Annotated in this window: 15 protein-coding genes; 11 read left to right on the top strand and 4 right to left on the bottom strand. The window is 66.3% G+C overall.

Features of this window, described 5'->3' with window-relative positions; genetic code table 11:
- Positions 1-218: 218 nt before the first annotated feature.
- The 6 genes from SLW56_RS10670 to SLW56_RS10645 all read left to right on the top strand — a co-directional run bounded on the left by SLW56_RS10670 (position 219) and on the right by SLW56_RS10645 (position 10,362).
- A complete protein-coding gene (locus SLW56_RS10670; protein WP_320694813.1) occupies positions 219-3,140 on the top strand; it encodes a VIT domain-containing protein in 2,922 nt (973 codons plus the stop codon).
- 50 nt (positions 3,141-3,190) lie between these two features.
- Positions 3,191-4,087: a LytTR family DNA-binding domain-containing protein gene (locus SLW56_RS10665; protein WP_170268148.1), complete on the top strand. Its 897-nt coding sequence runs from the start codon at positions 3,191-3,193 to the stop codon at positions 4,085-4,087.
- Between the two features lie 68 nt (positions 4,088-4,155).
- A protein-coding gene (prfB, locus tag SLW56_RS10660) for a peptide chain release factor 2 (RefSeq protein WP_100224025.1) occupies positions 4,156-5,281 on the top strand; the annotation gives its coding sequence in 2 pieces (ribosomal slippage) (positions 4,156-4,230 and positions 4,232-5,281; 1,125 coding nt in all).
- Between the two features lie 94 nt (positions 5,282-5,375).
- The gene (gene lysS / locus SLW56_RS10655) at positions 5,376-6,893 is read left to right on the top strand and encodes a lysine--tRNA ligase (RefSeq protein WP_267109005.1); all 1,518 of its coding nucleotides are present in this window, start codon (positions 5,376-5,378) and stop codon (positions 6,891-6,893) included.
- A gap of 147 nt (positions 6,894-7,040) precedes the next feature.
- Positions 7,041-8,177: a two-component system response regulator gene (locus SLW56_RS10650; RefSeq protein ID WP_043086876.1), complete on the top strand. Its 1,137-nt coding sequence runs from the start codon at positions 7,041-7,043 to the stop codon at positions 8,175-8,177.
- 1 nt (position 8,178) lies between these two features.
- On the top strand, positions 8,179-10,362 hold the full coding sequence (locus tag SLW56_RS10645) for an ATP-binding protein (protein WP_267099501.1): 2,184 nt from the start codon (positions 8,179-8,181) through the stop codon (positions 10,360-10,362).
- Positions 10,363-10,415: 53 nt separating this feature from the next.
- Here SLW56_RS10645 and SLW56_RS10640 read toward each other — a convergent pair whose 3' ends face one another.
- From SLW56_RS10640 to acnA, 3 genes are all read right to left on the bottom strand, one after another.
- Positions 10,416-11,288, bottom strand: coding sequence for a crotonase/enoyl-CoA hydratase family protein (locus tag SLW56_RS10640; RefSeq protein WP_267084377.1), 873 nt, complete (start codon positions 11,286-11,288; stop codon positions 10,416-10,418).
- A gap of 149 nt (positions 11,289-11,437) precedes the next feature.
- Complete coding sequence (locus tag SLW56_RS10635; RefSeq protein WP_152235688.1) at positions 11,438-13,120, bottom strand: long-chain fatty acid--CoA ligase; 1,683 nt, start codon at positions 13,118-13,120, stop codon at positions 11,438-11,440.
- 775 nt (positions 13,121-13,895) lie between these two features.
- Positions 13,896-16,655, bottom strand: coding sequence for an aconitate hydratase AcnA (gene acnA, locus SLW56_RS10630; protein WP_320694812.1), 2,760 nt, complete (start codon positions 16,653-16,655; stop codon positions 13,896-13,898).
- Positions 16,656-16,804: 149 nt separating this feature from the next.
- Here acnA and SLW56_RS10625 point away from each other — a divergent pair, with 149 nt between their 5' ends.
- From SLW56_RS10625 to SLW56_RS10605, 5 genes are all read left to right on the top strand, one after another.
- Positions 16,805-17,068 (top strand): AbrB/MazE/SpoVT family DNA-binding domain-containing protein, encoded by a 264-nt coding sequence (locus SLW56_RS10625; RefSeq protein WP_010343322.1) that lies wholly within the window; start codon positions 16,805-16,807, stop codon positions 17,066-17,068.
- On the top strand, positions 17,065-17,472 hold the full coding sequence (locus SLW56_RS10620) for a type II toxin-antitoxin system VapC family toxin (protein ID WP_017908728.1): 408 nt from the start codon (positions 17,065-17,067) through the stop codon (positions 17,470-17,472). Before SLW56_RS10625 ends, SLW56_RS10620 begins: the two co-directional genes overlap by 4 nt.
- Positions 17,473-17,524: 52 nt before the next feature.
- Positions 17,525-20,116 (top strand): bifunctional aconitate hydratase 2/2-methylisocitrate dehydratase, encoded by a 2,592-nt coding sequence (gene acnB, locus SLW56_RS10615; RefSeq protein WP_152180622.1) that lies wholly within the window; start codon positions 17,525-17,527, stop codon positions 20,114-20,116.
- A gap of 190 nt (positions 20,117-20,306) precedes the next feature.
- Positions 20,307-21,473: a DUF262 domain-containing protein gene (locus tag SLW56_RS10610; RefSeq protein ID WP_320694811.1), complete on the top strand. Its 1,167-nt coding sequence runs from the start codon at positions 20,307-20,309 to the stop codon at positions 21,471-21,473.
- A 2-nt stretch (positions 21,474-21,475) separates the two neighbouring features.
- Positions 21,476-22,099, top strand: a complete 624-nt coding sequence (locus tag SLW56_RS10605; RefSeq protein WP_320694810.1) for a hypothetical protein — start codon at positions 21,476-21,478, stop codon at positions 22,097-22,099.
- A gap of 308 nt (positions 22,100-22,407) precedes the next feature.
- On the opposite strand, the gene SLW56_RS10600 is transcribed toward SLW56_RS10605, so the two are convergent.
- Positions 22,408-25,005, bottom strand: a complete 2,598-nt coding sequence (locus tag SLW56_RS10600) for an EAL domain-containing protein (protein WP_320694809.1) — start codon at positions 25,003-25,005, stop codon at positions 22,408-22,410.
- Positions 25,006-25,009: the final 4 nt, after the last annotated feature.

Raw genomic sequence — 25,009 nt, 5'->3', positions numbered from 1 at the left:
ATGGCCCCCTTCTTGGGGGAAGGTGCCCCGCAGGGGCGAATGAGGGTACGGGCGCAGCCTCGCATCGCCAAAGCGCTGCGCCTTGCGCCGCACCCTCACCCCAACCCCTCTCCCGATGGGAGAGGGGCTTGCGCGTCGCCTGAGTCTGGACGCACACAAGCAACCCCATCGTGTCACGGCGGACGTTCAAGCCATACCGTCCCAGCAAGGAGCGATCCATGCCGTCCACCATGCGCAGAAGCGTGTACGTGTTGTTGCTTTCGTTGTCGTTACTCGCCGCGGTCCCGGCCGGGGCGCAGTCCGCGCCGCAGCGGCAATTGGTCGCGCCGTTGCTGCACACCGACGCCGGCGAACGTCCGGTCGAGCTGCGCTCGGCGACAGTGCGTGCGCATGCCGCCGCTGGCCTGGCCGAAACCACGGTGGAACTGGAGTTCTTCAATCCCAACGCGCGCGTGCTGGAGGGGCAACTGACGTTCCCGCTGCGCGCGGGGCAGCAACTCAGCGGTTTCGCCCTGGACGTCGACGGGCAGATGCGCGACGCGGTGCCGGTGCCCAAGGCGCGCGGGCGCCAGGTGTTCGAAGCGGTCGAGCGGCGCGGCGTGGATCCGGGCCTGCTCGAGCAGACCGCCGGCAACCAGTTCCGGCTGCGCGTCTACCCGCTGCCGGCGCATGGCAGCCGCCATGTGCGCCTGGTCTATCGCGAATCGCTACAGCGCACCGCCGCCGGCTGGCAATGGCGCTTGCCGCTGACGTATGCGGTCGGCGCGCGGTCGCTGCAGGTCGCGCTGAGTAGCCAGGCCGCGCCTGATGAACGCGCGGCGACCCCCGGCATGCGGCTGCTGCCGACGGCGGATGGCGGCTACGCCGCGTCCTGGTCCGGCAGCCCGGCGCAGTTGCCGCCGGAGCTGGTGCTGTCGCTGCGCGCGAGCGCCACGCCGCGCGTGGCGACCGGTCTCCACGATGGCCAGCGCTACTTCCAGGCGCTGGTGCCGATCGCCGACCTGCATGGCCCGCGCCCGCTGCCGCAGCGCATCGGCCTGCTCTGGGATGCGTCCGGTTCGGCACGGCAGCGCGACATTCCGGCCGAACTGGCCTTGCTGCAGCGCTATTTCGCCGCGGTCGGCACCGCCCAGGTCGATCTGATCGTGCTGCGCGACCGTGCCGCGGCGCCGCGCAGGTTCCAGGTGCGCAACGGCGACTGGAGCGCCCTGAAGGCGGCGTTGCAGGCCGAGCAGCCCGACGGCGCCAGTGCGCTGGGCGCCTGGCAACCGGCGGCGCAGGTGCAGGAGTATCTGTTGTTCAGCGATGGCCTGGGCAACTACGGCGCGCAGACCATGCCGACGCTGGCGCCGGGGCAGCGCCTGTATGCGATCGACTCGGCCGGCGTGCACGCCGATGCCGCGCGCCTGGCGGCGATCGCGGAAGCGCGCGGCGGACGCGCGATCGCATTGCAGGGCCTGCCGGGCGTGCAACTGGCCAGCGAGCGGCTGTTGCGACGTGGCGGCGAACTGGTCGCGCTGGACGGTAGCCAGGTCGCCGATCTGGTCGCCGATTCGCGCGACGCCGACGATGGCTACTTGCGCATCGCCGGGCGCCTGCTCGGCGCCGATGCGACGCTGCACCTGGAGATCGCCACCGCCGCCAGCACCCGACGCATGAGTCTGCCGTTGCGCGAGGCGGAGGAAGTTCCAGGCGACCTGGTGCCGGGCGCCTGGGCGCGGGCCATGCTGCGCAGCCTGTCCGCCGATCCGCAGGGATCGGCCGCGCGCCGCCAGGCGCTGGCGACGCGCTTCGGGCTGGTCAGCGCCGACACCTCGTTGCTGGTGCTGGAGAATGCCGACGACTACGCCCGCTATGGCATTCCGGCGCCTTCGGCGCTGCGTGCGGCGGTGGCGGGTGCGCAGGTACGGCAGCAGAAGCTGCAGGACGACACGCGCAAGCGACGTATCGACGCGATCGCCGAAGCGTTCGCGCAGCGTGTCGCCTGGTGGCAGCGGCGCTTTCCCAAGGACGCGCCGCCAGTGGCGATCGCCGCCGCTGACACTGCCGACCAGCGCATGCAGGCCCCGTCGGGCCCGCAACGGTCCATGGCCCTCGCAGCGCCTGCGCCGATGCCCGCTGCCGCGCCTGCACTCGCGCCGCTGGAACTGGACATCGTCGGCGGTTCGTCCGGCGCGCCCAGCGACGCGGCCGCGTCGGCGACTGCGCGCGAGCGTGTGGCGGCTCCGGCCACGATCTCCCTGGCCGTGCAGCCCTGGCAGCCGGATTCGCCGTATGCGCGGCGCCTGCGTGCGGCCGCGGCGGACGCGGTGTATCCGCTGTACCTGAGCGAACGCGCGGCGCACGCCGACAGCGTGGCGTTCTACCTGGATGTGGCCGATGTGCTGTTCGAGCGCGGCCAGCGCGACCTGGCCCTGCGGGTGCTCTCCAACCTGGCCGAGCTGCAACTGGAAAATCGCCACGTGCTGCGCGTGCTCGGCTACCGGCTGCTGCAGGCCGGTCGCGCCGACCTGGCGGTGCCGGTGTTCGAGCAGGTGCTGCGGCTGGGCGAAGAGGAGCCGCAGAGTTTCCGCGACCTGGGCCTGGCCTATGCCGCGCGCGGCGACGCGCAGGCGGCGATCGCACAGCTGTACCAGGTGGTGGTGCGCGACTGGGACACGCGCTTCGACGGGGTGAGCATGATCGCGCTCAACGAACTGAACGCGATCGTGGCGCGGGCGCCGCGGCCGCTGGACACCGGCTTCGTCGACCCACGGCTGCTGCGCAATCTGCCGCTGGACCTGCGCGTGGTGCTGAACTGGGACAGCGACAACAGCGACATGGACCTGTGGGTGACCGACCCCAATGGCGAGCGCTGCTTTTACGGAAACCGCGCGACCTACCAGGGCGGCCAGCTGTCGCCGGACTTCACCGGCGGCTACGGGCCGGAAGAGTTCTCGCTGCGCACCGCCAAACCCGGCAAGTACAAGGTGGAAGCGAACTTCTTCGGCGAGCGCCAGCCCCTGGTCACCGGTGCCACCACCTTGCATCTGCAACTGAGCACGGGCTGGGGCACGGCCGCGCAGCGCGACCAGCAGGTGACGCTGCGCCTGACCGAGCGCAAGGAAACGGTGCTGGTCGGCGAGTTCGACGTGCGCTGATCCGCCCATGGCGCGCCGGCGCGGTCATGCCGGCGCGCTACACTTCGACCATGTCCGATCCGTCCGGCGCCAGCGCCTATTCCCGTTTCCAGCCCTGGCGCCGCAGCTTCGAAATCGGCTTCTGGGTCGCGCTCACCCTGATCAACGCCATCGCCAACAGCGTCACGGTGCTGATCGACATCCGCAACACCGGGCTGCATTTCGCCGCATGGGAGCCGGTGGTCTGGGAGTGGTCCAGCCAACTGATGTTCCTGCTGATCGTGCCGTTGGTGGTGCTGCTGACCCGGCGCTACCCGCTGCACTGGGACACCTGGCGGCGCCGGCTGCCGGGCTACCTGCTGGGCAGCGTGGCATTGTCGGTGCTGCACGTGGTGGGAATGGTCGCCCTGCGCAGCCTGGTCTACCGCCTGCAGGGCCAGCAGTACGACTTCGGGCCGTGGCCGCAGGGGCTGGCCTACGAATACCTCAAGGACGTGCGCAGCCTGGCCTCGATCGCGCTGTGCGTGGAGATGTACCGGTTCCTGTTGCGGCGCTGGCAGGGCGAGGCGGCGCTGCTCGGCGCGCCCGACGCCGGCCCGCCGGTGGGCTCGCTGGAACGGCCGGAGCGCTTCCTGGTGCGCAAGCTGGGCCGCGATTTCCTGGTCGCCGCGGCCGACATCGAGTGGCTGCAGGCCGCCGGCAACTACGTCAACCTGCGCGTGCGCGGCCACGACTACCCGCTGCGCAGCACCATGGCCGCGATCGAGGCGCGGCTGGACCCGGCGCGGTTCGTGCGCATCCACCGCAGCTACATCGTCAACCTGGCCAGCGTGGTCTCGATCGAGCCGCTGGAGGCGGGCGAGGCGCGGGTGCACTTGCGCGACGGCAGCCAGGTGCCGTGCAGCCGCCGCTACCGCGCCGCGCTGCGCGTGGCGGCTGGGGAGGGCGAGGCGGCGACCGTCGAGTAGTCCGGCGGCGCTGTGGCGCGGCGGCCGGAATTGCTAGAATCGCGCTCTTGTCTGCCGGAAACGCCGCAATGATCGAACTCAATCCGATTCGCCACCGCATCGCCGATCTGTCCGATCGGGTGCTGTCGCTACGGGGGTTTCTTTGACTACGACGCCAAGAAGGAGCGTCTAGAGGAAGTCACCCGGGAGCTGGAAAGCCCCGACGTCTGGAACGACCCCGAGCGCGCCCAGGGCCTGGGCCGTGAACGCGCCAGCCTGGAGAAGACCGTCGGCGGCATCGCCAGCGTGCTCGATGGCCTGAACGAATCGCTGGAATTCCTGGAACTGGCCGAGAGCGAGAACGACGAGGCCACCGCGCAGGCGGTGCTGGCCGACGTCGACCGCTTCCAGGCGCAGGTGGAGAAGCTGGAGTTCCAGCGCATGTTCTCCGGGCAGATGGACGCCAGCAACGCCTTCGTCGACATCCAGGCCGGCGCCGGCGGCACCGAGGCCCAGGACTGGGCCGAGATCCTGCTGCGCATGTACCTGCGCTGGTGCGAGTCGCGCGGCTGGAAGACCGAGCTGATGGAAGTCTCCGGCGGCGAAGTGGCTGGCATCAAGTCCGCCACGCTGCGCGTGGAGGGCGACTTCGCCTACGGCTGGCTGAAGACCGAGACCGGCGTGCACCGGCTGGTGCGCAAGTCGCCGTTCGACTCGGACAACCGCCGCCATACCAGCTTCACCTCGGTGTTCGTGTCGCCGGAAGTGGACGACAACATCGACATCGACATCAATCCGGCCGATCTGAAGACCGACGTGTACCGGTCCTCCGGCGCGGGCGGCCAGCACGTCAACAAGACCGAGTCGGCGGTGCGCATCACCCACGTGCCCACCGGCATCGTGGTGGCCTGCCAGACCGGGCGCAGCCAGCACCAGAACCGCGACAATGCGATGAAGATGCTGGCCGCCAAGCTGTACGAGCTGGAGATCCAGAAGCGCAACGCCGAACGCGATGCGGTGGAGGCGACCAAGTCCGACATCGGCTGGGGCAGCCAGATCCGCAACTACGTGCTCGACCAGAGCCGGATCAAGGACCTGCGCACCGGCGTGGAGCGCTCGGACACCCAGAAGGTGCTCGACGGCGACCTGGACGAGTTCGTCGAGGCCAGCCTCAAGTCCGGCCTGGAAGCCGGCGCGAAACGCAGCGACGCCTGAACCGGCGGCCTCCGTCCTGGCGACGGAGGCCGTGCGGCGGCACACGGCCCGCCGGCTGGTGCATTCTTTCCCTTCCTCACGCATCCCCCATCCCATGACCGAGCAGACCCCCGCGCCGTCCCTTCCCGTCGACGAGAACAGCCTCATCGCCGAACGGCGCGCCAAACTCGCCGCGCTGCGCGCGCAGGGCGTGGCCTATCCGAACGATTTCCGCCGCAGCGACTTCGCCGGCGATCTGCAGGCCGAGTTCGCCGACACCGAGCGCTGGACCGCCGAGGCGCTGGAGGGCCAGGGCCGCAGCCTGCGCCTGGCCGGGCGCCTGCTGGCCAAGCGGGTGATGGGCAAGGCCAGCTTCGTGCAACTGCAGGACGAGTCCGGGCGCATCCAGCTGTTCCTGCAGGCCAACGCCCTGGGCGAGGCCTACGACGCGTTCAAGGGCTGGGACATCGGCGACATCATCGGCGTGGAAGGCGGGCTGACCCGCACCAAGACCGGCGAGCTGTCGGTCAAGGCCACCGGCCTGCGGCTGCTGACCAAGGCGCTGCGGCCGCTGCCGGACAAGTGGCACGGCCTGTCCGACGTGGAGCAGCGCTACCGCCAGCGCTACGTGGACCTGATCGTGTCGCCGGAGGCGCGCGAGGTGTTCGTCAAGCGCTCCAAGATCATCCGCGCCATGCGCGCCTGGCTGGACGCGCGCCGCTTCCTGGAAGTGGAGACGCCGATGATGCATTACATCCCCGGCGGCGCCACGGCCAAGCCGTTCACCACCCACCACAACGCCCTGGACCTGGACCTGTACCTGCGGGTGGCCCCGGAGCTGTACCTGAAGCGTCTGGTGGTCGGCGGCCTGGAACGGGTCTACGAAATCAACCGCAATTTCCGCAACGAAGGCGTCAGCACCCGGCACAATCCGGAATTCACCATGATGGAGCTGTACGAGGCCTACGCCACGTACCACGAGGTGATGGACCTGACCGAGAACGTCATCCGCGACGTCGCCCGCGAGGTGCTGGGCACCACCCAGGTGCACTGGGACGGCGCCGACATCGACCTGGCGCCGGCGTTCCGCCGCTGGCGCATGGACGAGGCGGTGCGCCACCACAACCCGGAGATCAGCGCCGCCGACTGCACCGACCGCGAGGCCCTGCTGCGCCACTGCGAGCGGCTGAAGATCCGCACCAAGCCGTCCTACGGCTGGGGCAAGCTGCTGCTGGAGATCTTCGAGGCCACGGTCGAGCACACCCTGATCCAGCCGACCTTCATCACCGACCACCCGGTCGAGGTGTCGCCGCTGGCCCGCTCCAGCGACACCGAGCCGGGCTATACCGACCGCTTCGAGCTGTTCATCAACGGCAAGGAAATCGCCAACGGCTTCTCCGAGCTCAACGACCCGGAAGACCAGGCGGCGCGGTTCCAGGCACAGGTGGCGGCGAAGGACGGGGGGGACGACGAGGCCATGCACTTCGACGCCGACTACATCCGGGCGCTGGAAGTGGGGCTGCCGCCGACCGGCGGCCTGGGCATCGGCATCGACCGACTGGTAATGTTGCTCACCGGCAGCAGCTCGATCCGTGACGTGCTGCTGTTTCCGTACATGCGTCCGGAGGCTTAACCTAGCCGCGGACGAGGTGGCGCGGTTCTTGCACCAGGCGTTGCACGCAAAAGGAAGTGAGGTGGACGGGCCGGGGTGAGTCAGCGTCGGCGCGTTCCCGTTGTCGTCTCAGCAGCCCGCGCAGATGCGACGGGCGGAGGATTGCAGATGCATGATGCCAGCATGAGCCTCTCCGGCGCGTCCTCGAACGGGGACCGTCTCCACTGGGCGGACGGAAGCGACAATCGTTTGAACATCGTCATCGTCGACGATCAGACCTCCGCGCGGACGATGCTGCGGCATGTCATCGAGGACATCGCCCCGGAACTGACCGTGCGCGACTTCGGCGACTCGCAGGCCGCGCTGGCCTGGTGCGAGGCCGGCAAGGTCGACCTGTTGCTGCTCGACTACCGCATGCCGGGCATGGACGGGCTGGAGTTCGCGCGGCGCCTGCGCCGGCTGCCCAAGCACCGCGACATCCCGATCATCCTGATCACCGTGGTCGGCGACGAGCCGATCCGCCAGGCGGCGCTGGAAGCGGGGGTGATCGACTTCCTGGTCAAGCCGATCCGCCCGCGCGAGCTGCGCGCGCGTTGCCACAACCTGCTGCAGCTGCGGCTGCAGAGCGAGAACATCAAGCAGCGCGCGATGTCGCTGGAGCAGCGCCTGCTGGCCAGCATGCGCGAGGTCGAGGAACGCGAGCGCGAGACCCTGTCGCGGCTGGCGCGGGCTATCGAGTACCGCGACGTCGGTACCAGCGCCTACCTGGAACGCATGGCGCACGTGGCCGGGCTGATCGCCGAGCAACTGGGCCTGTCCGAGGACGAGGTGCGGGTCATCGAGATGGCCGCGAGCCTGCACGACATGGGCAAGATCGCCATTCCCGACGCGGTGCTGCTCAAGCCGGGCAAGCTCAACGAGGACGAGATGGCGGTGATGCGCATGCACCCGCGCATCGGCTACGAACTGCTCAGCGGCAGCCAGAACCGTTTCATCCAGGTCGGCGCGCTGATCGCCCTGCGCCACCATGAGCGCTACGACGGCAGCGGCTACCCGGACGGCCTGGTCGGCGAGGCGATTCCGCTGGAAGCGCGGATCGTGGCGGTCGCCGACGTGTTCGACGCGCTGATCTCGCCGCGCCCCTACAAGGAAGCCTGGACCATGGATGCGACGCTGGCCTATCTCTACGCCCAGCGCGGCCGCCTGTTCGACCCGCGCTGCGTGGACGCGCTGTTCCGCGGCCGCGAGCAGCTGCAGGTGATCTGCGAGAAATTCTCCACCGCCTCGGCGCGACCAGGAGTCTGACATGACCTCGGCGATCACGTGGGTGCGGCAACGGTTCGCGGAGCGCAAGGATACCGAGCACGGCCAGGCGTTCGTCCGTATCTGCATGGTCGCGCTGATCCTGGCGTACGAACTGTCGTTCTCGCACGGTTGGGACATCGCCCCGCGGCAGCGCGCCTATGTCATCGGCCTGACCCTGATCTCGCAGGCCGTGGCTCTGGCCTTGATGAGCTGGATCCTGGCCCGGCCGCAGCGCTCTGACGTGCGCCGGATCATCGGCATGGTCGCCGACTACGGACTCATGTCGATGGCGATGAGTGCGATCGGCGAACCGATGGCCTGCATCTACGTGGTCATCATGTGGGTCACCATCGGCAACGGGCTGCGCTACGGGAACCGTTATCTGTACCTGGCCGTGGCCATGGCAGTGGCCAGTTTCAGCATCACGCTGATGACCAGTGACTACTGGATCGCCAATCGCGGCCTGGGTATCGGCTTGCTGGTCGGTCTCGCCGCCATTCCGCTATACCTGTCCGGGCTGTTGCGACAATTGACCAGCACCACCGCCGAGGCGCGCCGCGCCAGCGAGGCCAAGAGTCGCTTCCTGGCCAACATGAGCCATGAGTTCCGCACTCCGTTGAATGGTCTGTCGGGCATGACCGAGGTGCTGGCGACCACGCGACTGGACGCCGAGCAGCGCGAGTGCGTCAATACCATCCAGGCTTCCGCGCGTAGCCTGCTGTCGCTGGTCGAGGAAGTGCTGGATATCTCCGCGATTGAGGCCGGCAAGCTCCGGCTCGACAAGCGCGATTTCTCGCTGCGCGAAACCCTGGAAGGGATCAGCCTGATCCTGCAGCCGCAGGCACGGGCCAAGCGCCTGGCCTACCAGGTGGATGTCGCGCCGGACGTGCCGGACTATCTTTCCGGCGATCCGGGCCATCTGCGCCAGGTGCTGCTGAACCTGGCCGGCAACGCGATCAAGTTCACCGAGACCGGCCGGGTCGATATCCGGGTTCGCCTGCACAAGAACGAGCAGGGACAGCCGAAACGCCTGAGTTTCGACATCGTCGATACCGGGATCGGGGTGACGCCGGAGATGCGGCCGCGCCTGTTCGAGGCATTCGAACAGGCCGACGTCGGCCTCGCGCGCCGCTACGAAGGCAGCGGCCTGGGCACCACGATCGCCAAGGGCCTGGTCGAAGCGATGGGGGGCAGTATCGGCTATCAGGAGAACGCACCGCACGGCAGCCATTTTTGGTTCGAACTGCCGTTCGTGGCCGCGGCGGTACCGGCGTCGACGGACCTCGGGGCGCCGGCGGCCAGCGTGTCGGCGGTCGCCGAGGAGATCGATACCAGCGGCAACGTCATCGCGTTCTCCGATCCGTTCCTGCGCCACCGCGCGCGGGTGCGAGGCATGCGTATCCTGGTCGCCGACGACCACGCCGCCAATCGCATGGTGCTGCAGCGCATGCTGCAGAAGGCCGGCCATCGTGCCATTTGCGTGGACGGCGCCGAGGCGGTGCTGGATGCATTGGCAGAAAGCGAATTCGATGCGGTGATCGTCGACCTGCACATGCCCGGCATGAGCGGGCTGGACATGTTGCGGCAATTGCGGGTGATGCAGGCCGGCGGGCCGCGCACCCCCGTCGTAGTGCTCAGCGCCGACGTCACTCCCGAGTCGATCCAGCGCTGCGAGCAAGCCGGTGCCCGGACGTTTCTGGCCAAGCCGGTGGTGGCCAATCGCCTGCTGGACACGCTCTCCGACATCGCGATGGAGGGGCGCTTGCGCGTCGGCAGCGAGACGAGCACGGTGCGGCAGAGCGCGGTGTCGAGCGAGGGCGTTCTGGATTCGTCGGTCCTGGACGAACTCGCCGGGCTTGGCATGGGCGACGGCTTCGAGCGCGAATTCATCTCGCAATGCCTCAACGATGCCGAGGGCTGCCTTGGCGGCATGCAGATCGCCGGTGAGGCCGAGCATTGGGATCGCCTGCGCGAACATGCGCATGCGATCAAGGGTGTTGCCAGCAATCTCGGACTGATCCGGCTCGCCAGTCTCGGTGGGGAACTGATGCAGATGCCGGAATGGCAGGTGCGCAGCGAGTGGCGCCCGCGCTTGATGGCGCTCAACGCCAGCCTGACCGAAGGCCGCGAAGCCCTGGAACTGCGCGCCCGGCAGAGCGCCGTACAGGACGGCGAACTGCGCTGAGGAAGGCCCGGCGCTGAGCCGGGTCATCCCTCATTGCCGGCAGCATGCCGTGCTCAGGCGGCGACCACGCCGGCTTGGGCGCGCCGGACCTGGGCGCGTACCAGCCGATCCATGATCCGTAGCGACTTTTCGCCAAGGGCCAGCGCCGCATCCACCCAGATCTCCGTCACCGCCAGCAGTTCTTCGCGGCGCACCGGCTGCACCACGTTGCGCATTGCATTCATTGCCAGATGCGCCAGGGGCGCGCGCCGCTGTTGCTGGATCAGATCGTGCACCGCGTCCTTGCCCTGGCCCTTGGGGACAAGCACGTCGACGATGCCCATGGCATGCATCTCCTGGCTGCTGAAGACATGGCCTCCCAGGATGAGCTTCTCCGCGGCATGCGGCGCGATGCGGCGACTGAGAAACGAATACGCACCCATACCCGGAAACAGGCCGAACATGATTTCCGGCAGACCCATGCCGACATCCTCTTCGGCCACGATCACATGGCACGACAACGCCATTTCCAGTCCACCGCCGAGGGCATCACCCTGCAACAGGGCGATGGTGCGGAAATTGCCGCCGAGCCCTTCGTGAAAACGATGTACGCCATCGATGCAGCTTGTCGCGTAGGCCATCAGGCCGGCGCGATCGCGGCGGCGGATGTAATGGCCGAACAGTTCCAGATCCCCGCCAAGGTTGAACGCGCTGCCATCGGACGCCAGCACCAGACTGCCCAATCTCGCCGACGCCAGGCTGCCAGGCTGGCTGATCGAGGCGAGGTAGCTGTGCATCTCGCGCATCAAGGTGGGATGGAAGCAGGGCCGCTGCTTCGCGGCGCTGCCTGCATGCATGTACAGCCAATGGCTATCGTCGTCGCCGTCCGCATCGATGCGGATGCTGGAGTAGGCGCGGGTACGGGGCAGCGTGTCGATCGTGCTCATGGCGGGCTCTCGGAAAGACGCCCGCGGAGATGGCGTGGCGCAGCGGGCGAGTGCGTTTCCACCCGGCGGATGCTACACCCGGGTGCCGCGGCCGGAACTCGCCCCGCCAGCGCCTGCAGGGGCGCCGCGGGGGCGCCCGTCGGACCTGCTTATTGCGGCGGCGCGTCGCGCAGTTCGCGCCGCAGGATCTTGCCGACGTTGGTCTTGGGCAACTCCTTGCGGAACTCGACGATGCGCGGATGCTTGTAGCCGGTGAGGTTGGCGCGGGCGTGCGCCTTCACCTCGTCGGCGGTCAGGTTGGGGTCCTTCTTCACGATCACCACCTTGACCGCCTCGCCGGATTTTTCGTCCGGCACACCGACCGCGGCCACTTCCAGCACGCCGGGCATCATCGCGATGACGTCCTCGACCTCGTTCGGATACACGTTGAAGCCGGACACCAGGATCATGTCCTTCTTGCGGTCGACGATATAGAAGAAGCCCTGCGGATCCATCCGTGCCATGTCGCCGGTGTGCAGCCAGCCGTCGGCATCGATGGCGCTGGCGGTTTCCTCCGGCCGGCGCCAGTAGCCCTTCATCACTTGCGGCCCGCGGATGCACAGCTCGCCGACCTCGCCATGGGCGAGGACCTGGCCCTGGTCGTCCTTGACGCAGGCGTCGGTGGACGGGATCGGCAGGCCGATCGCGCCGTTGTATTCGGTCAGGGTCAGCGGGTTGATGCAGGCCGCCGGCGAGGTCTCGGTGAGGCCGTAGGCTTCGACCAGAGTGACCCCGGTGACCTGCTTCCAGCGCTCGGCCACCGCGCGTTGCACCGCCATGCCGCCGCCGAGGGTGAACTTCAGCGAGGAGAAATCCACCTTGTCGAAGCCGGGGGTGTTGAGCAGGCCGTTGAACAGGGTGTTGACGCCGGTGAAGGCGGTGAAGCGGGTCTTCTGCAGCTCCTTGACGAAGCCCGGCATGTCGCGCGGATTGCTGATCAGGTGGTTGAGCCCGCCGAGCTTCATGAAGACCAGCCCGTTCGCGGTCAGCGCGAAGATGTGGTACAGCGGCAGCGCGGTGATGATGACTTCCTTGCCTTCCTCCAGCTTGCCGGTCGCCGAGATCCAGGCGCCGGCCTGCAGCATGTTGGCGACCAGGTTGCGGTGGGTCAGCATCGCGCCCTTGGCCACGCCGGTGGTGCCGCCGGTGTACTGCAGGAAGGCGATGTCGTCCGGTTCGATGTCGATCTGAGGCAGCGTGTGCAGGCGGCCCAGGGTCAGCGCGTCGCGGAAGCGGATCGCGTTGGGGATGTCGTAGTCCGGCACCAGCTTCTTGACGTACTTCAGCACGAAGTTGACCAGCGGGCCCTTGGGGAAGCCCAGCATGTCGCCCAGGCCGGTGGTGATGACCTGTTTGACGGGGGTATCGGCGAGCACTTCCTGCACGGTGGTACCGAAGTTGTCGATCACCACCAGGGCGCTGGCGCCGGAGTCGATCAGTTGGTGGCGCAGTTCGCGCGGGGTGTACAGCGGATTGACGTTGACCACGGTCATGCCGGCCAGCAGCACGCCGAAGGTGGCGATGGGGTACTGCAGGCAGTTGGGCATCATCAGGGCGACGCGGTCGCCTTTCTTGAGCTGCAGTTCGCCCAGCAGGTAGCCGGCGAATTGCCGGGCCAGTTCGCCGGCCTCGCGGTAGGTCAGGGTCTTGCCGAAGTTGCAGTAGGCGGGGCGGTCTCCGAACTTGGCCACGGAGCTTTCGAATACCGCGGCGACGGAGCGGTACTCGTCGACGTTGATGTCGGCGCCAACGCCGGCCGGATAACTCTGCAACCACGGACGATCCAGACTCATATTCCCCCTCCAGGAAACGTATTGTTGGGCTCTGTACGGACAGTATCCGCTAGAACCGGCAACGGCAGCATACCGTTCCGTAGGGAAAAGGCGAACAGGGGTAGGGTGGTTGTTGCGGGGAGTCGTTGATTTTCTTGGTGTTGTGCGCTGTACGCTGAGCGCTTGAAATGCTGCGGCGAGTGCTGGCGCTTTGGTGCGCTTGCCGGACAATGTCAGGCAAAGGCTTTCGCCCTTGCGGGCGAGTTACTTTTCTTTGCTTGTGCAAAGAAAAGGTAACCAAAAGAAAGCACACCCTGCCTACGCGCCCTCCGCGCTGCGCGCTCCGGGTCCGCGTCCATCCCGGGGATCCGCGGAAGGGGCATCCTGCCCCTGCCGCGGACGGCGCACATCCATGTGCGCCGCCCTTCGGGTATTTCCCCGGGACGGCCGCCGCTTCGGAAGGGAACCCGGAAGAGCAGGAGCAAATGCAACATCAACAGCAACAGCAACAGCGGACTTCGCGGCCGAACATCAAAAACGGTTGGGGTGCGAGCCGGCACGCGAACCACTGGTTAGCGCGCTGGCGCAGCGCCCCCGCGCTGGCGCGGGGGCCGGGCTTCCGCTGTTGGAAGCCGCCGGGTCGGTCAGCGCGCGGCCAACTGCCGCAGTACGTACTGCAGCAGGCCGCCGTGGTGGGCGAGCCGGCACGCTTGCGAACCATTGGTTCGCGTGCCGGCGCAGCGCCCCCGCGCTGGCGCGGGGGCCGGGTTTCCGCTGTTGGAAACCGCCGGGTCGATCAGCGCGCAGCCAACTGCCGCAGTACGTACTGCAGCAGGCCGCCGTGGCGGAAGTACTCCACTTCCTTCGGGGTCAGCAGCATGACTGCCACCTCGAAGGACTGCGCACTGCCGTCGGCCTTGGTCGCGACGACCTTGGCGCGCTTGCTGGCGCCATCCTGCAAGCCGGTGATCTCGAAGACTTCCGAGCCGTCCAGGCCCAGGCTCTGCGCGTTCTGGCCGTCGAGGAACTGCAGCGGCAGCACGCCCATGCCGACCAGGTTGGAGCGGTGGATGCGTTCGAAGCTCTCGGCGATCACCGCCTTGACCCCGAGCAGATTGGTGCCCTTGGCTGCCCAGTCGCGCGAGGAGCCGGTGCCGTACTCCTTGCCGCCGATCACCACCAGCGGCACGCCGTCGGCCTTGTACTTCATCGCCGCGTCGTAGATCGCCAGCTTTTCCGGCTGGCCGCCACCGGGCGGGTGGTACAGGGTGTTGCCGCCTTCCTCGCCGCCGAACATCAGGTTCTTGATGCGGATGTTGGCGAAGGTGCCGCGGACCATGACGTCGTCGTTGCCGCGGCGGCTGCCGTAGCTGTTGAAGTCGGCCGGCTGCACGCCGCGCTCCTGCAGGAAGCGGCCCGCCGGCGAGTCCTTCTTGATGTTGCCGGCCGGGGAGATGTGGTCGGTGGTGATCGAATCGCCGAACAGGCCCAGCACGCGCGCGCCATGCACGTCCTCGATGCGACCGACCTGCATGGTCATGCCGTCGAAGTAGGGCGGGTTCTTGATGTAGGTGGAGGCGCCGTCCCACTCGTATAGCTCGCCATCGGGCGAAGCGATGGTGTTCCAGCGGCTGTCGCCCTTGAACACGTCGGCGTAGTTCTGCTTGAACATCTCCGGGCCGACCGTGGCGGCGATGGTGTCGCCGATCTCCTTGTTGCTCGGCCAGATGTCGCGCAGGTACACCGGCTGGCCGTCGCTGCCGGTACCCAGCGGGTCGCGCGTCAGGTCGATGTCGGTGGTGCCGGCGATGGCATAGGCGACCACCAGCGGCGGCGAGGCCAGGTAGTTCATCTTCACTTCCGGATGCACGCGGCCTTCGAAGTTGCGGTTACCCGACAGCACCGAGGCCACCACCAGGTCGTCCTTGGCGATCGCCGCGGAGACGTCCTCGGGCAGCGGGCCGGAGTTGCCGATGCAGGTGGTGCAGCCGTAGCCGACCACGTAGAAGCCGAGCTGTTCCAGGTCGCGCATGACCCCGGCCTTCTTCAGGTAGTCGGTGACCACCAGCGAGCCCGGCCCGAGCGAGGTCTTGACCCACGGCTGCGCCTTCAGGCCCTTGGCCACGGCATTGCGCGCGAGCAGGCCGGCGCCGAGCATCACCGCCGGGTTGGAGGTGTTGGTGCAGGAGGTGATCGCCGCGATCACCACCGCGCCGTCGCGCAGTTGCCAGCCGGCGCCGCTGGCCTCGGCGTCCTGCGCATGCGCCGCCTGGGCGCCGACCGCCGTGCCGCCGCCGCCTTCGTTCTTGAGCCGGTCTTCCTGCACGGCATCGCTGCGGCGCTTGGCGCGCGCGTCGGCGAACGGCACCAGGCTGTCGCGGTAGTTGCGCTGCATGTCTTCCAGCAGCACGCGGTCCTGCGGGCGCTTGGGGCCGGCCAGCGACGGCTTGACGTCGCCCATGTCCAGTTCCAGGACGGCGCTGTACTCGGCATGCGCGCTGTCGGCGTCGTGCCACAGGCCCTGCGCCTTGGCGTAGGCCTCGACCAGCGCGATCTGCTCCTCGCTGCGCCCGGACAGGCGCAGATAGGTCAGCGATTCGGCGTCGATCGGGAAGATGCCGCAGGTGGCGCCGTACTCGGGCGCCATGTTGCCGATGGTGGCGCGGTCGGCCAGCGGCAGGTGCTGCAGGCCGTCGCCGAAGAACTCGACGAACTTGCCGACCACGCCGTGCTTGCGCAGCATCTGCGTCACCGTCAGCACCAGGTCGGTGGCGGTGGCGCCTTCGGGCAGCTTGCCGGTGAGCTTGAAGCCCACCACCTGCGGGATCAGCATCGACGAAGGCTGGCCGAGCATCGCCGCTTCGGCCTCGATGCCGCCCACGCCCCAACCGAGCACGCCGATGCCGTTGATCATGGTGGTGTGGCTGTCGGTGCCGAACACGGTGTCTGGATAGGCCAGCGCCTCGCCGTCGCGTTCGCCGGTCATCACCACCCGCGCCAGGTGCTCCAGGTTGACCTGGTGCACGATGCCGGTGTTCGGCGGCACCACCTTGAAGTTGTCGAAGGCCTTCTGGCCCCAGCGCAGGAAGCCGTAGCGTTCCTTGTTGCGCTGGAATTCGATCTTGCCGTTGAGGTCCAGCGCGTCGGGCTTGCCGAACACGTCCACCTGCACCGAATGGTCGATCACCAGTTCCGAGGGGATCAGCGGGTTGATCTGCTCCGGGCGTCCGCCGAGCTTGACCACCGCACCGCGCATCGCCGCCAGGTCGACCACGCAGGGCACGCCGGTGAAGTCCTGCAGCACCACGCGCGCCGGCATGAAGGCGATCTCGGTGTCGGGTTCGGCCTTGGGATCCCACTTGGCCACCGCCTCGATGTGGTCCTTGCCCACGGTCACGCCGCCGTCTTCGTGGCGCAACAGGTTTTCCAGCAGGATCTTCAGCGAGTAGGGCAGGCGGGCGATATCGAAGCGCTCGGCGAGCTTGGGCAGGCTGTAGTAGGCGTAGCGTTGGCCGTTGACCTCGAGCGAGGCGCGGGTGGAAAAGGAATCGCTCATCACGGAACTCCTATGGCGTCGCGGCTGTAGGGACTGCGGTCATTCTGACCGATTCAGTGTGTATGGCAGGTGTGACCGACGCTGTATGCGGGCTTGAGTATGACGCTTCAAGTATGTAAAATTCGTACATACCTTGTGGAGCCCGTCCCATGGAAGCCACTGTCGCCGAACGCGGTCAGATCACCCTGCCGAAGGCCGTGCGCGACGCGCTGGGCCTGAGCAAGGGCACCATCCTGAAGGTGGAACTGGACGGCGGCCGGATCATCCTGCGCAAGAGCGTGGACGATGCCATCTCGCGCGCCCGCGGCCGCTTCAAGCTCGACGGCTTCGCCAGCACCGACGAGGCGATGCGCGCGATCCGCGGCCGTGCCCCGGGCGATCCGTTCGAACCCGAGCCCGACGCCGGCGCATGATCGCCATCGACTCGTCCGTGCTGGTGGACCTGCTGGCCGACGGCCCGCAGGCCGATGCCACCGAAGCCTGCCTGCGCCAGTGCCTGAGCACCGGCCCGGTGGTGGTCTGCGACATCGTCCTGGCCGAAGTCTGCAGCGCGCTGCGCGACGGCGCCGAGGCCTTGTCGGTGCTGGAGGACATGAGCATCCGCTTCAGCGCGCTGGAGGCCAAGTCGGCCTTGCGCGCCGGCGAGATGCAGCGCCGCTTCCGCGCCCGTGGCGGCAAGCGCGAGCGGGTGGTGGCCGATTTCCTGATCGGTGCGCATGCGCTGCTGCAATGCGATGGCCTGATCACCCACGACGACCGTTTTTTCCGCGATTACTTCAAAGGCCTGAAGATCATCGTCCCCAAGCCTGCCGGCTGACGCCGCGCCGCCGCTGCCGCACATCCCCACCGTATTTTTCCGGAGAACCCGCATGTTGGAAGCCTATCGCCACCACGTTGCAGAGCGCGCCGCGCTCGGAATCCCGCCGCTGCCGCTGAGCGCGCAGCAGACCGCGCAGGTCATCGAACTGCTGAAGAACCCGCCGGCCGGCGAGGAGCAGTTCCTGGTCGAGCTGCTGAGCCAGCGCGTGCCGGCCGGCGTCGACGACGCCGCCAAGGTCAAGGCCTCGTACCTGGCCGCGGTCGCCTTCGGCAGCGAGACCACCCCGCTGATCTCGCCCACCCGCGCCACCGAGCTGCTGGGCACCATGCTCGGCGGCTACAACATCCATCCGCTGGTCGAGCTGCTGGACAACGCCGAGCTGGGCGCCGTCGCCGCCGAGGGCCTCAAGCACACGCTGTTGATCTTCGACGCCTTCCACGACGTGCAGGAAAAGGCCGAGGCCGGCAATGCGCACGCCAAGGCGGTGCTGCAGAGCTGGGCCGAGGCCGAGTGGTTCACCAGCAAGCCGGAAGTGCCGCAGAGCCTGACCATCACCGTGTTCAAGGTGCCGGGCGAGACCAACACCGACGACCTGTCGCCGGCGCCGGACGCCACCACCCGCCCGGACATCCCGCTGCACGCGCTGGCGATGCTGAAGAACAAGCGCGACGGCGCCCCGTTCGAGCCGGAAGAGGACGGCAAGCGCGGCCCGATCCAGGCCATCGCCGACCTCAAGGCCAAGGGCCACCTGGTCGCCTACGTCGGCGACGTGGTCGGCACCGGTTCCTCGCGCAAGTCGGCGACCAACTCGGTGCTGTGGTGGACCGGCGAGGACATTCCGTACATCCCCAACAAGCGTTTCGGCGGCGTGTGCCTGGGTTCGAAGATCGCGCCGATCTTCTACAACACCATGGAAGACGCCGGCGCGCTGCCGATCGAGCTGGACGTGTCGCAGATGGAGCACGGCGACGTGGTCGAACTGCGTCCGTACGAAGGCAAGGCGCTGAAGAACGGGCAGGTGATCGCCGAGTTCGCGATGAAGTCGGACGTGCTGTTCGACGAAGTGCGTGCCGGCGGCCGTATCCCGCTGATCGTCGGCCGCGGCCTCACCGCCAAGGCGCGCGAGTTCCTGGGCCTGCCGGCCTCGACCCTGTTCCGCCTGCCGATGGACCCGCCGGACACCGGCAAGGGCTTCTCGCTGGCGCAGAAGATGGTCGGCCGCGCCTGTGGGCTGCCGGAAGGCCAGGGCATGCGCCCGGGCACCTACTGCGAACCGAAGATGACCTCGGTGGGTTCGCAGGACACCACCGGCCCGATGACCCGCGACGAGCTGAAGGATCTGGCCTGCCTGGGCTTCTCCGCCGACCTGGTGATGCAGTCGTTCTGCCACACCGCGGCGTACCCGAAGCCGGTGGACGTCAAGACCCACCACACCCTGCCGGAGTTCATCTCCACCCGCGGCGGCGTGTCGCTGCGTCCGGGCGATGGCGTGATCCACAGCTGGCTCAACCGCATGCTGCTGCCCGACACCGTCGGCACCGGCGGCGACTCGCACACCCGCTTCCCGATCGGCATCTCGTTCCCGGCCGGTTCCGGCCTAGTGGCCTTCGCCGCCGCCACCGGCGTCATGCCGCTGGACATGCCCGAGAGCGTGCTGGTGCGCTTCAAGGGGCAGATGCAGCCGGGCGTGACCCTGCGCGATCTGGTCAACGCGATCCCGCTGTACGCGATCAAGCAGGGCCTGCTGACCGTGGCCAAGCAGGGCAAGAAGAACATCTTCTCCGGCCGCATCCTGGAGATCGAAGGCCTGCCGGAGCTGAAGGTGGAGCAGGCGTTCGAACTGTCCGATGCCTCCGCCGAGCGCTCGGCCGCCGGCTGCACGGTGCGCCTGAACAAGGAACCGATCGTCGAGTACCTGACCAGCAACATCACCCTGCTGAAGTGGATGATCGCCGAAGGCTATGCCGACGCGCGTTCGCTGGCGCGGCGGATCAAGAAGATGGAGGAGTGGCTGGCCGACCCGCAACTGCTCGAGCCCGATGCCGACGCCGAGTACGCGGCGGTGATCGAGATCGACCTGGCCGACATCCACGAGCCGATCGTGGCCTGCCCGAACGACCCGGACGACGTGAAGACCCTGTCCGACGTCGCCGGTGCGGCGATCGACGAAGTGTTCATCGGTTCGTGCATGACCAACATCGGCCACTTCCGCGCCGCGGCCAAGCTGCTGGAAGGCAAGCGCGACATCCCGACCCGCCTGTGGGTCGCGCCGCCGACCAAGATGGACGCCTCGGAGCTGACCAAGGAAGGCCACTACGGCACCTTCGGCGCCGCCGGCGCGCGCATGGAAATGCCGGGCTGCTCGCTGTGCATGGGCAACCAGGCGCAGGCGCGCGAGGGCGCCACGGTGTTCTCGACCTCCACCCGCAACTTCCCCAACCGCCTGGGCCGCAACACCAACGTGTACCTGGGTTCGGCGGAACTGGCGGCGATCTGCTCGCGCCTGGGCCGGATCCCGACCAAGGACGAGTACATGGCCGACGTGGGCGTGATCAAGACAAGTGGCGAACAGATCTATCGCTACATGAACTTCGATCAGATCCAGGACTACCAGGACGTGGCCGCGACGGTCGCGGCCTGATGAGGTAGTTCTGCCCGCTGGATGGCACACCCAGTGCAATGAAAAGCCCCCGGTGAAAATCGGGGGTTTTTTTTTTAGCTGTGAAATAGGTCCGATCATGATGCTATGCTCATCGACCCTGCAAAATACTTTTTCGCTGAAAGTCGCGCTCCATAGCCGAATTTCCACAAATAAGCCTTAGGGGGTTGAAGTGGCAGCTGCAAATGGTAATGAAATTTTGGATGAGATGATTGTTCCGCTTGATCAGGATGAGTCGGAAGATGACGTTTCCCTTGATGCTCAAGCAACCAATGATGCTGTAATATTTAATACTGACTGGACTGTTGAGACGCTTTTTCGGCAGATTGACAAAGGTAACGTTGACTTAGATCCTCAGTTTCAGAGGCGCGAAGCCTGGAAGATTGATCGTCAAAGTCGCTTCATCGAGTCAATACTTTGCAACCTCCCTATCCCTAATGTCGTTCTGGCTGAAAAGAAAGGTCAGCGAGGCAAGTACATCGTCATCGATGGTAAGCAACGGCTGCATACAATAAAGAGCTTCTTTGACGGAAAATTTGAACTTAAGGGGCTAACGATTCGAGCTGACCTTAATTCTAAGGGGTTCTCTGATATTGAAATTGCCGGCGATCAAGATGTCGCGTCGCTTGAAAACTACCCCATACGCACGGTAATTATAAGGAGTTGGCCGGACGAGGATTATCTTTATACAGTATTTTTTAGGCTCAATAGCGGAAGCTTGCCGCTCTCCCCTCAAGAGCTAAGGCGAGCACTCCATGGCGGCCATCTTCTTAATTTCATTGATGAATTTTTGCTCAACAGTATAGAATTCAAGACCGTGTTTGGGGCTAATCCGGATCCTCGGATGCGTGATGTAGAAATGGCGCTCCGCTACGTCGGTGTCGACACCAATCTCGATGGTTATGATGGAAATTTGAAGCGGTTCTTGGATAATCTTGTGATTTCTACGGATGGAGCTTGGCCGAATTCTGAAGAAATGATCAGGAAATCGCTAGGTGGAATGGCGAGGGCTATTAAGACGACTCATACTATTTTTGGTGAAGATAGTTTTAAAAAATGGAATGGCGTTAAATTTGAACGGCGTACGAACCGTGCGGTGTTTGATGTAATGACTCGCTACTTTTCACAGTCCGACGTGGCAGCGGCTTCAGAAGCAGCGCATGTTGACGTAAAGAATGCGTTTATAGATCTTTGTTCTAACAATGAAATTTTTAGGAATTCAATTGAACGGACTACAAAAACAAGGGAGGCGACTCTACAGCGACTTTCACTTTGGGGAGAGGCGCTCGGCCCAGTGATTGGAATGACTCTGGATAAGTCAACTTTCAGAATGGTCTAGATATGGCCACGGTTCATTTTGAACATCTAAGGAAAAGGTGTGATCTGCTTCTTGCGAAGTATATTGACCCTCAAATTACAACGATAGATGCTGCCTTGGCAGATGGGGAGGTGCCTCCTGATCCCGATTTTGACAATATGGCCGCGTTCAGGCTTTTAATTCATGCTGAGCTAGAGTGTTATTTTGAGAGGCGCGCTCTTGATGTTATCAAGGCGTGCGAGGGGCAGGCAGCGCTGACGATGAAAAACGCGTCGCTAATTGCACTTCGCGCCTGGATGGAGCGGAGGGAATTTAACTGGCAACATTGGCCGCCTCCCTCTGAGGGCGTTGATAAAGCATCTTTCACATCATTGACAAGTCAAGCGCACGGCTTTGCTCGTCAATTCATAAAATCCAATAATGGAATAAAGGAAAGGTCGGTTCAAATTCTTTCGGCCATAATGGGGTATTTCCCCGATGAGCTTGATGGTGTTTTGGTCGAGGATCTCAATAAGTACGGATCGCTACGCGGGACAGTGGCGCATAATAGCTGGGTCTATGCGGGAAATACTTTTGAATCGCCGGAAATCGAGCGCGGCAGGATTTATAGAATTATTGATCTCATAGAGAAATTTTACGAGGTATAACTTGTCGCCTAGCGGAACTGGCGGCGATCTGCTCGCGCCTGGGCCGGATCCCGACCAAGGACGAGTACATGGCCGACGTGGGCGTGATCAAGACCAGTGGCGAACAGATCTATCGCTACATGAACTTCGATCAGATCCAGGACTACCAGGACGTGGCCGCCACGGTCGCGGCCTGATCGCCCCGGCGATGCGCTGACGCGACGTGCCGCCCATGCGGCACGGTCGCAACGAAGAAGCCCGGCACTGCCGGGCTTTTTCGTTGGTGGTGCCTGCGCTGCGTACGACGGCGGGTTCGCCGCTTGCCTGCGCTAGGCCTGTGGTGCGGACGCTCGCCCCTGCAGCCAGTGTTCCAGCGCCGCCGCCGGCAGCGCCGGCGCGAACAGGAAGCCCTGCAGCACGCGGCAGCCCAGCCGCGCCAGGAACGCGCGTTGCGCTTCGGTTTCCACGCCCTCGGCGACCGTGTGCATGCCCAGGGTCTCGCCTATCCGCAGCACCGAGGTGGTCAGTGCCCGCGAAGTCTGGCAGTGCTCCAGGTCGCTGACGAAGCTCATGTCCAGCTTGAGCTCGTTGACCGGCAATTGGTGCAGATGGCTGAGGCTGGAATAGCCGGTGCCGAAGTCGTCCAGCGACAGCAGCACGCCGCTGGCCTGCAATTGGCGCAGGTTGGCCAGCACCGCGTTGGTGTTCGAGAGCATGACGCTCTCGGTCATTTCCAGTGCCAGGTCGGCCGGTTGCAGGCCGGACGCGGCGAGCAGGGCTTCCACCCGCATGGGCAATTCGGGGTCGGCGAAGTTGTTCGCCGACAGGTTCACCGCCACGCGCGGCACCGCGATGCCGCGCAGACGCCAGTCGGCCATCTGCCGGCAGGCTTCGCGCAAGACCCACTGCCCGAGTTCGTCGATCAGCCCGCATTCTTCGGCCATCGGCACGAACCGCGCCGGCGAGATCGCGCCGAGATTGGGATGTTCCCAGCGCAGCAGCGCCTCCACGCCGTACAGTGCGTGCGGCGCCTGGCTGTCCAGTTGCGGCTGGTAGTGCAACTGCAGTTTGTTGCGATGCAGGGCGTCGCGCAGCGCGGTCTCCATTGCCACGCGTTCCTGCGCCATGCGGTTCATGTCGGAACTGAAGTAACGCACGCTGTCGCCGCCCTCGTGCTTGGCCCGGAACATGGCTAGGTCGGCATGGCGCAGCAAGGTCTCGATGTCGCGGCCGTCGTCGGGGAACATGGCCACGCCGATGCTGGCGCTGGGGTGCAGGGTCACCTGGCCCACCACCAGCGGCTCGGCCAGCACCAGCAGCAGGCGCTCGGCGACGCCGGCGGCCTGTTCGACGCTGCAGTTCGGCAGCATCAGCACGAACTCGTCGCCGGCCTGGCGACCGACCAGATCGGTCAGGCCCAGGGTGTCGCCGATGCGCTGGGCGATGTCGCGCAGCAGGCCGTCGCCGGCGGCATGGCCCTGGGTCTCGTTGATGCGCTTGAAGCGGTCGAGGTCCACGAACAGGATCGCCACCGGTGCGCCCTGATGCTCGGCGGCGGCCAGCGCCTGCTCGGCGCGGGCGCTGAACATCACCCGGTTGGGCAGGCCGGTGAGCGAGTCGTAGAAGGCGAGCTGGTGCACGCGTGCCCTGGTCTGCTCGCGTTCCAGCGCCAGGGCGCACAGATGCACGCAGAGCTCGATCAGACGCAGGTGCCAGGCCAATGGCTCGCGCACCTGCCGATAGCACAGCGCGAAGCTGCCGAGGACGCGACCGCTGCTGGACTTGATCGGGGTGGCCACGCAGGTGCCCAACTGCACATGCTGCACCAGCCCCATGTAGTCGGCGAACAGCGGGTCGGTGTGCGGGTCGAGGACCAGTACCTGCTTGCCGCGCCAGATCGAGGTGGCGAGGGCGCCGGCACGCGGTCCGGCGCGCATGTTGTTCATGGTCTCGCCGAACCGCGCCGGCATGCTCGGCGCCGCCAGCGGCTGCAGGCAGCCGCTGCCGTCCACACTCACGATCGCGGCCATCAGTTCCGGCGCGATGCGCTCGACCTCCTTGCAGATCAGCGTGGCGACCTCGATCAGCGGCTGTTCGCGGACCAGCGCATCCAGCACGTTCTTGTGCAGCACCTCGTGCATCTTGCTCTGGGTGATGTCGGTGAACGAGAGGATGTAGTGCTGTTGGCTGCCATCCTCGCTGGCGATGGGGGTGGCCACCAGGGTGGCCCACAGCGGGGTGCCGTCCTTGCGGTAGGCGAGGATGTCGGTCTGGTGGCCGAAACCGGCGCGCACGCGCTCGCGGGTGTGCTGCACGGTCTGCATGTCGGTACCGGGGCCGGCCAACACGTTGCTCGGCAGATGCCCCAGCACTTCGCTCTCGGCATAGCCGAACACCTGGCTGAAGCCGGCGTTGACGTAGAGGATGTTCAACTCCGGATCGCAGACGACGATGGCGGCGTCGCTGGAGTCCAGTGCCAGCGACAGCAGTCGCATCCTGGCGTCGCGGGCGCGCTCGGCGCTGATGTCGCGCACGAACAGCACCTGCAATTGGCTGTAGTGCTGCGGTGCCCGCGCCGCGCTCACCGCCAGCCAGCGCGCTGCGCCATCGTAGTCGCGCAACAGCAGCTCGTAGCTGCCGCTGCCGCCGTCGTGCAGGCAATGCGCGAGGAAGTCGTCGCGCACGTCGGCATCGGCCAACTCGCCGAGCGGACGCCCCAGCACCTGCGCGCGGGGACGGTTCCACAGCGCCTCGGCGGTGTGGTTGAAGGCGACCACGCGCGCCTGCATATCGACGATCAGCACGCCTTCCGGCGCGTACTGCAGGCAGTGCAGCAGGTCCAGCTCGGAACGGGCCGCCGCCGTTCGCGCTGCCTCCACGCTGATGTCGCTGGGCACGCTCGACGTTGTGACGCGGCGGCCCGGCATGGTG

Origin of the sequence: Xanthomonas sp. LF07-6 (genome assembly GCF_034105445.1) — a bacterium.
GTDB classification, from domain to species: domain Bacteria; phylum Pseudomonadota; class Gammaproteobacteria; order Xanthomonadales; family Xanthomonadaceae; genus Xanthomonas_A; species Xanthomonas_A sontii.
The sequence above is the reverse complement of the archived record's forward strand: the minus strand, read 5'-3'. Positions and strand labels throughout refer to the sequence as shown.

Coding starts and splice junctions, on each gene's coding strand:
- SLW56_RS10670 (WP_320694813.1), top strand. CDS start 219: ATGCCGTCCACCATGCGCAGAAGCGTGTACGTGTTGTTGCTTTCGTTG.
- SLW56_RS10665 (WP_170268148.1), top strand. CDS start 3,191: ATGTCCGATCCGTCCGGCGCCAGCGCCTATTCCCGTTTCCAGCCCTGG.
- lysS (WP_267109005.1), top strand. CDS start 5,376: ATGACCGAGCAGACCCCCGCGCCGTCCCTTCCCGTCGACGAGAACAGC.
- SLW56_RS10650 (WP_043086876.1), top strand. CDS start 7,041: ATGCATGATGCCAGCATGAGCCTCTCCGGCGCGTCCTCGAACGGGGAC.
- SLW56_RS10645 (WP_267099501.1), top strand. CDS start 8,179: ATGACCTCGGCGATCACGTGGGTGCGGCAACGGTTCGCGGAGCGCAAG.
- SLW56_RS10640 (WP_267084377.1), bottom strand. CDS start 11,288: ATGAGCACGATCGACACGCTGCCCCGTACCCGCGCCTACTCCAGCATC.
- SLW56_RS10635 (WP_152235688.1), bottom strand. CDS start 13,120: ATGAGTCTGGATCGTCCGTGGTTGCAGAGTTATCCGGCCGGCGTTGGC.
- acnA (WP_320694812.1), bottom strand. CDS start 16,655: ATGAGCGATTCCTTTTCCACCCGCGCCTCGCTCGAGGTCAACGGCCAA.
- SLW56_RS10625 (WP_010343322.1), top strand. CDS start 16,805: ATGGAAGCCACTGTCGCCGAACGCGGTCAGATCACCCTGCCGAAGGCC.
- SLW56_RS10620 (WP_017908728.1), top strand. CDS start 17,065: ATGATCGCCATCGACTCGTCCGTGCTGGTGGACCTGCTGGCCGACGGC.
- acnB (WP_152180622.1), top strand. CDS start 17,525: ATGTTGGAAGCCTATCGCCACCACGTTGCAGAGCGCGCCGCGCTCGGA.
- SLW56_RS10605 (WP_320694810.1), top strand. CDS start 21,476: ATGGCCACGGTTCATTTTGAACATCTAAGGAAAAGGTGTGATCTGCTT.
- SLW56_RS10600 (WP_320694809.1), bottom strand. CDS start 25,005: ATGCCGGGCCGCCGCGTCACAACGTCGAGCGTGCCCAGCGACATCAGC.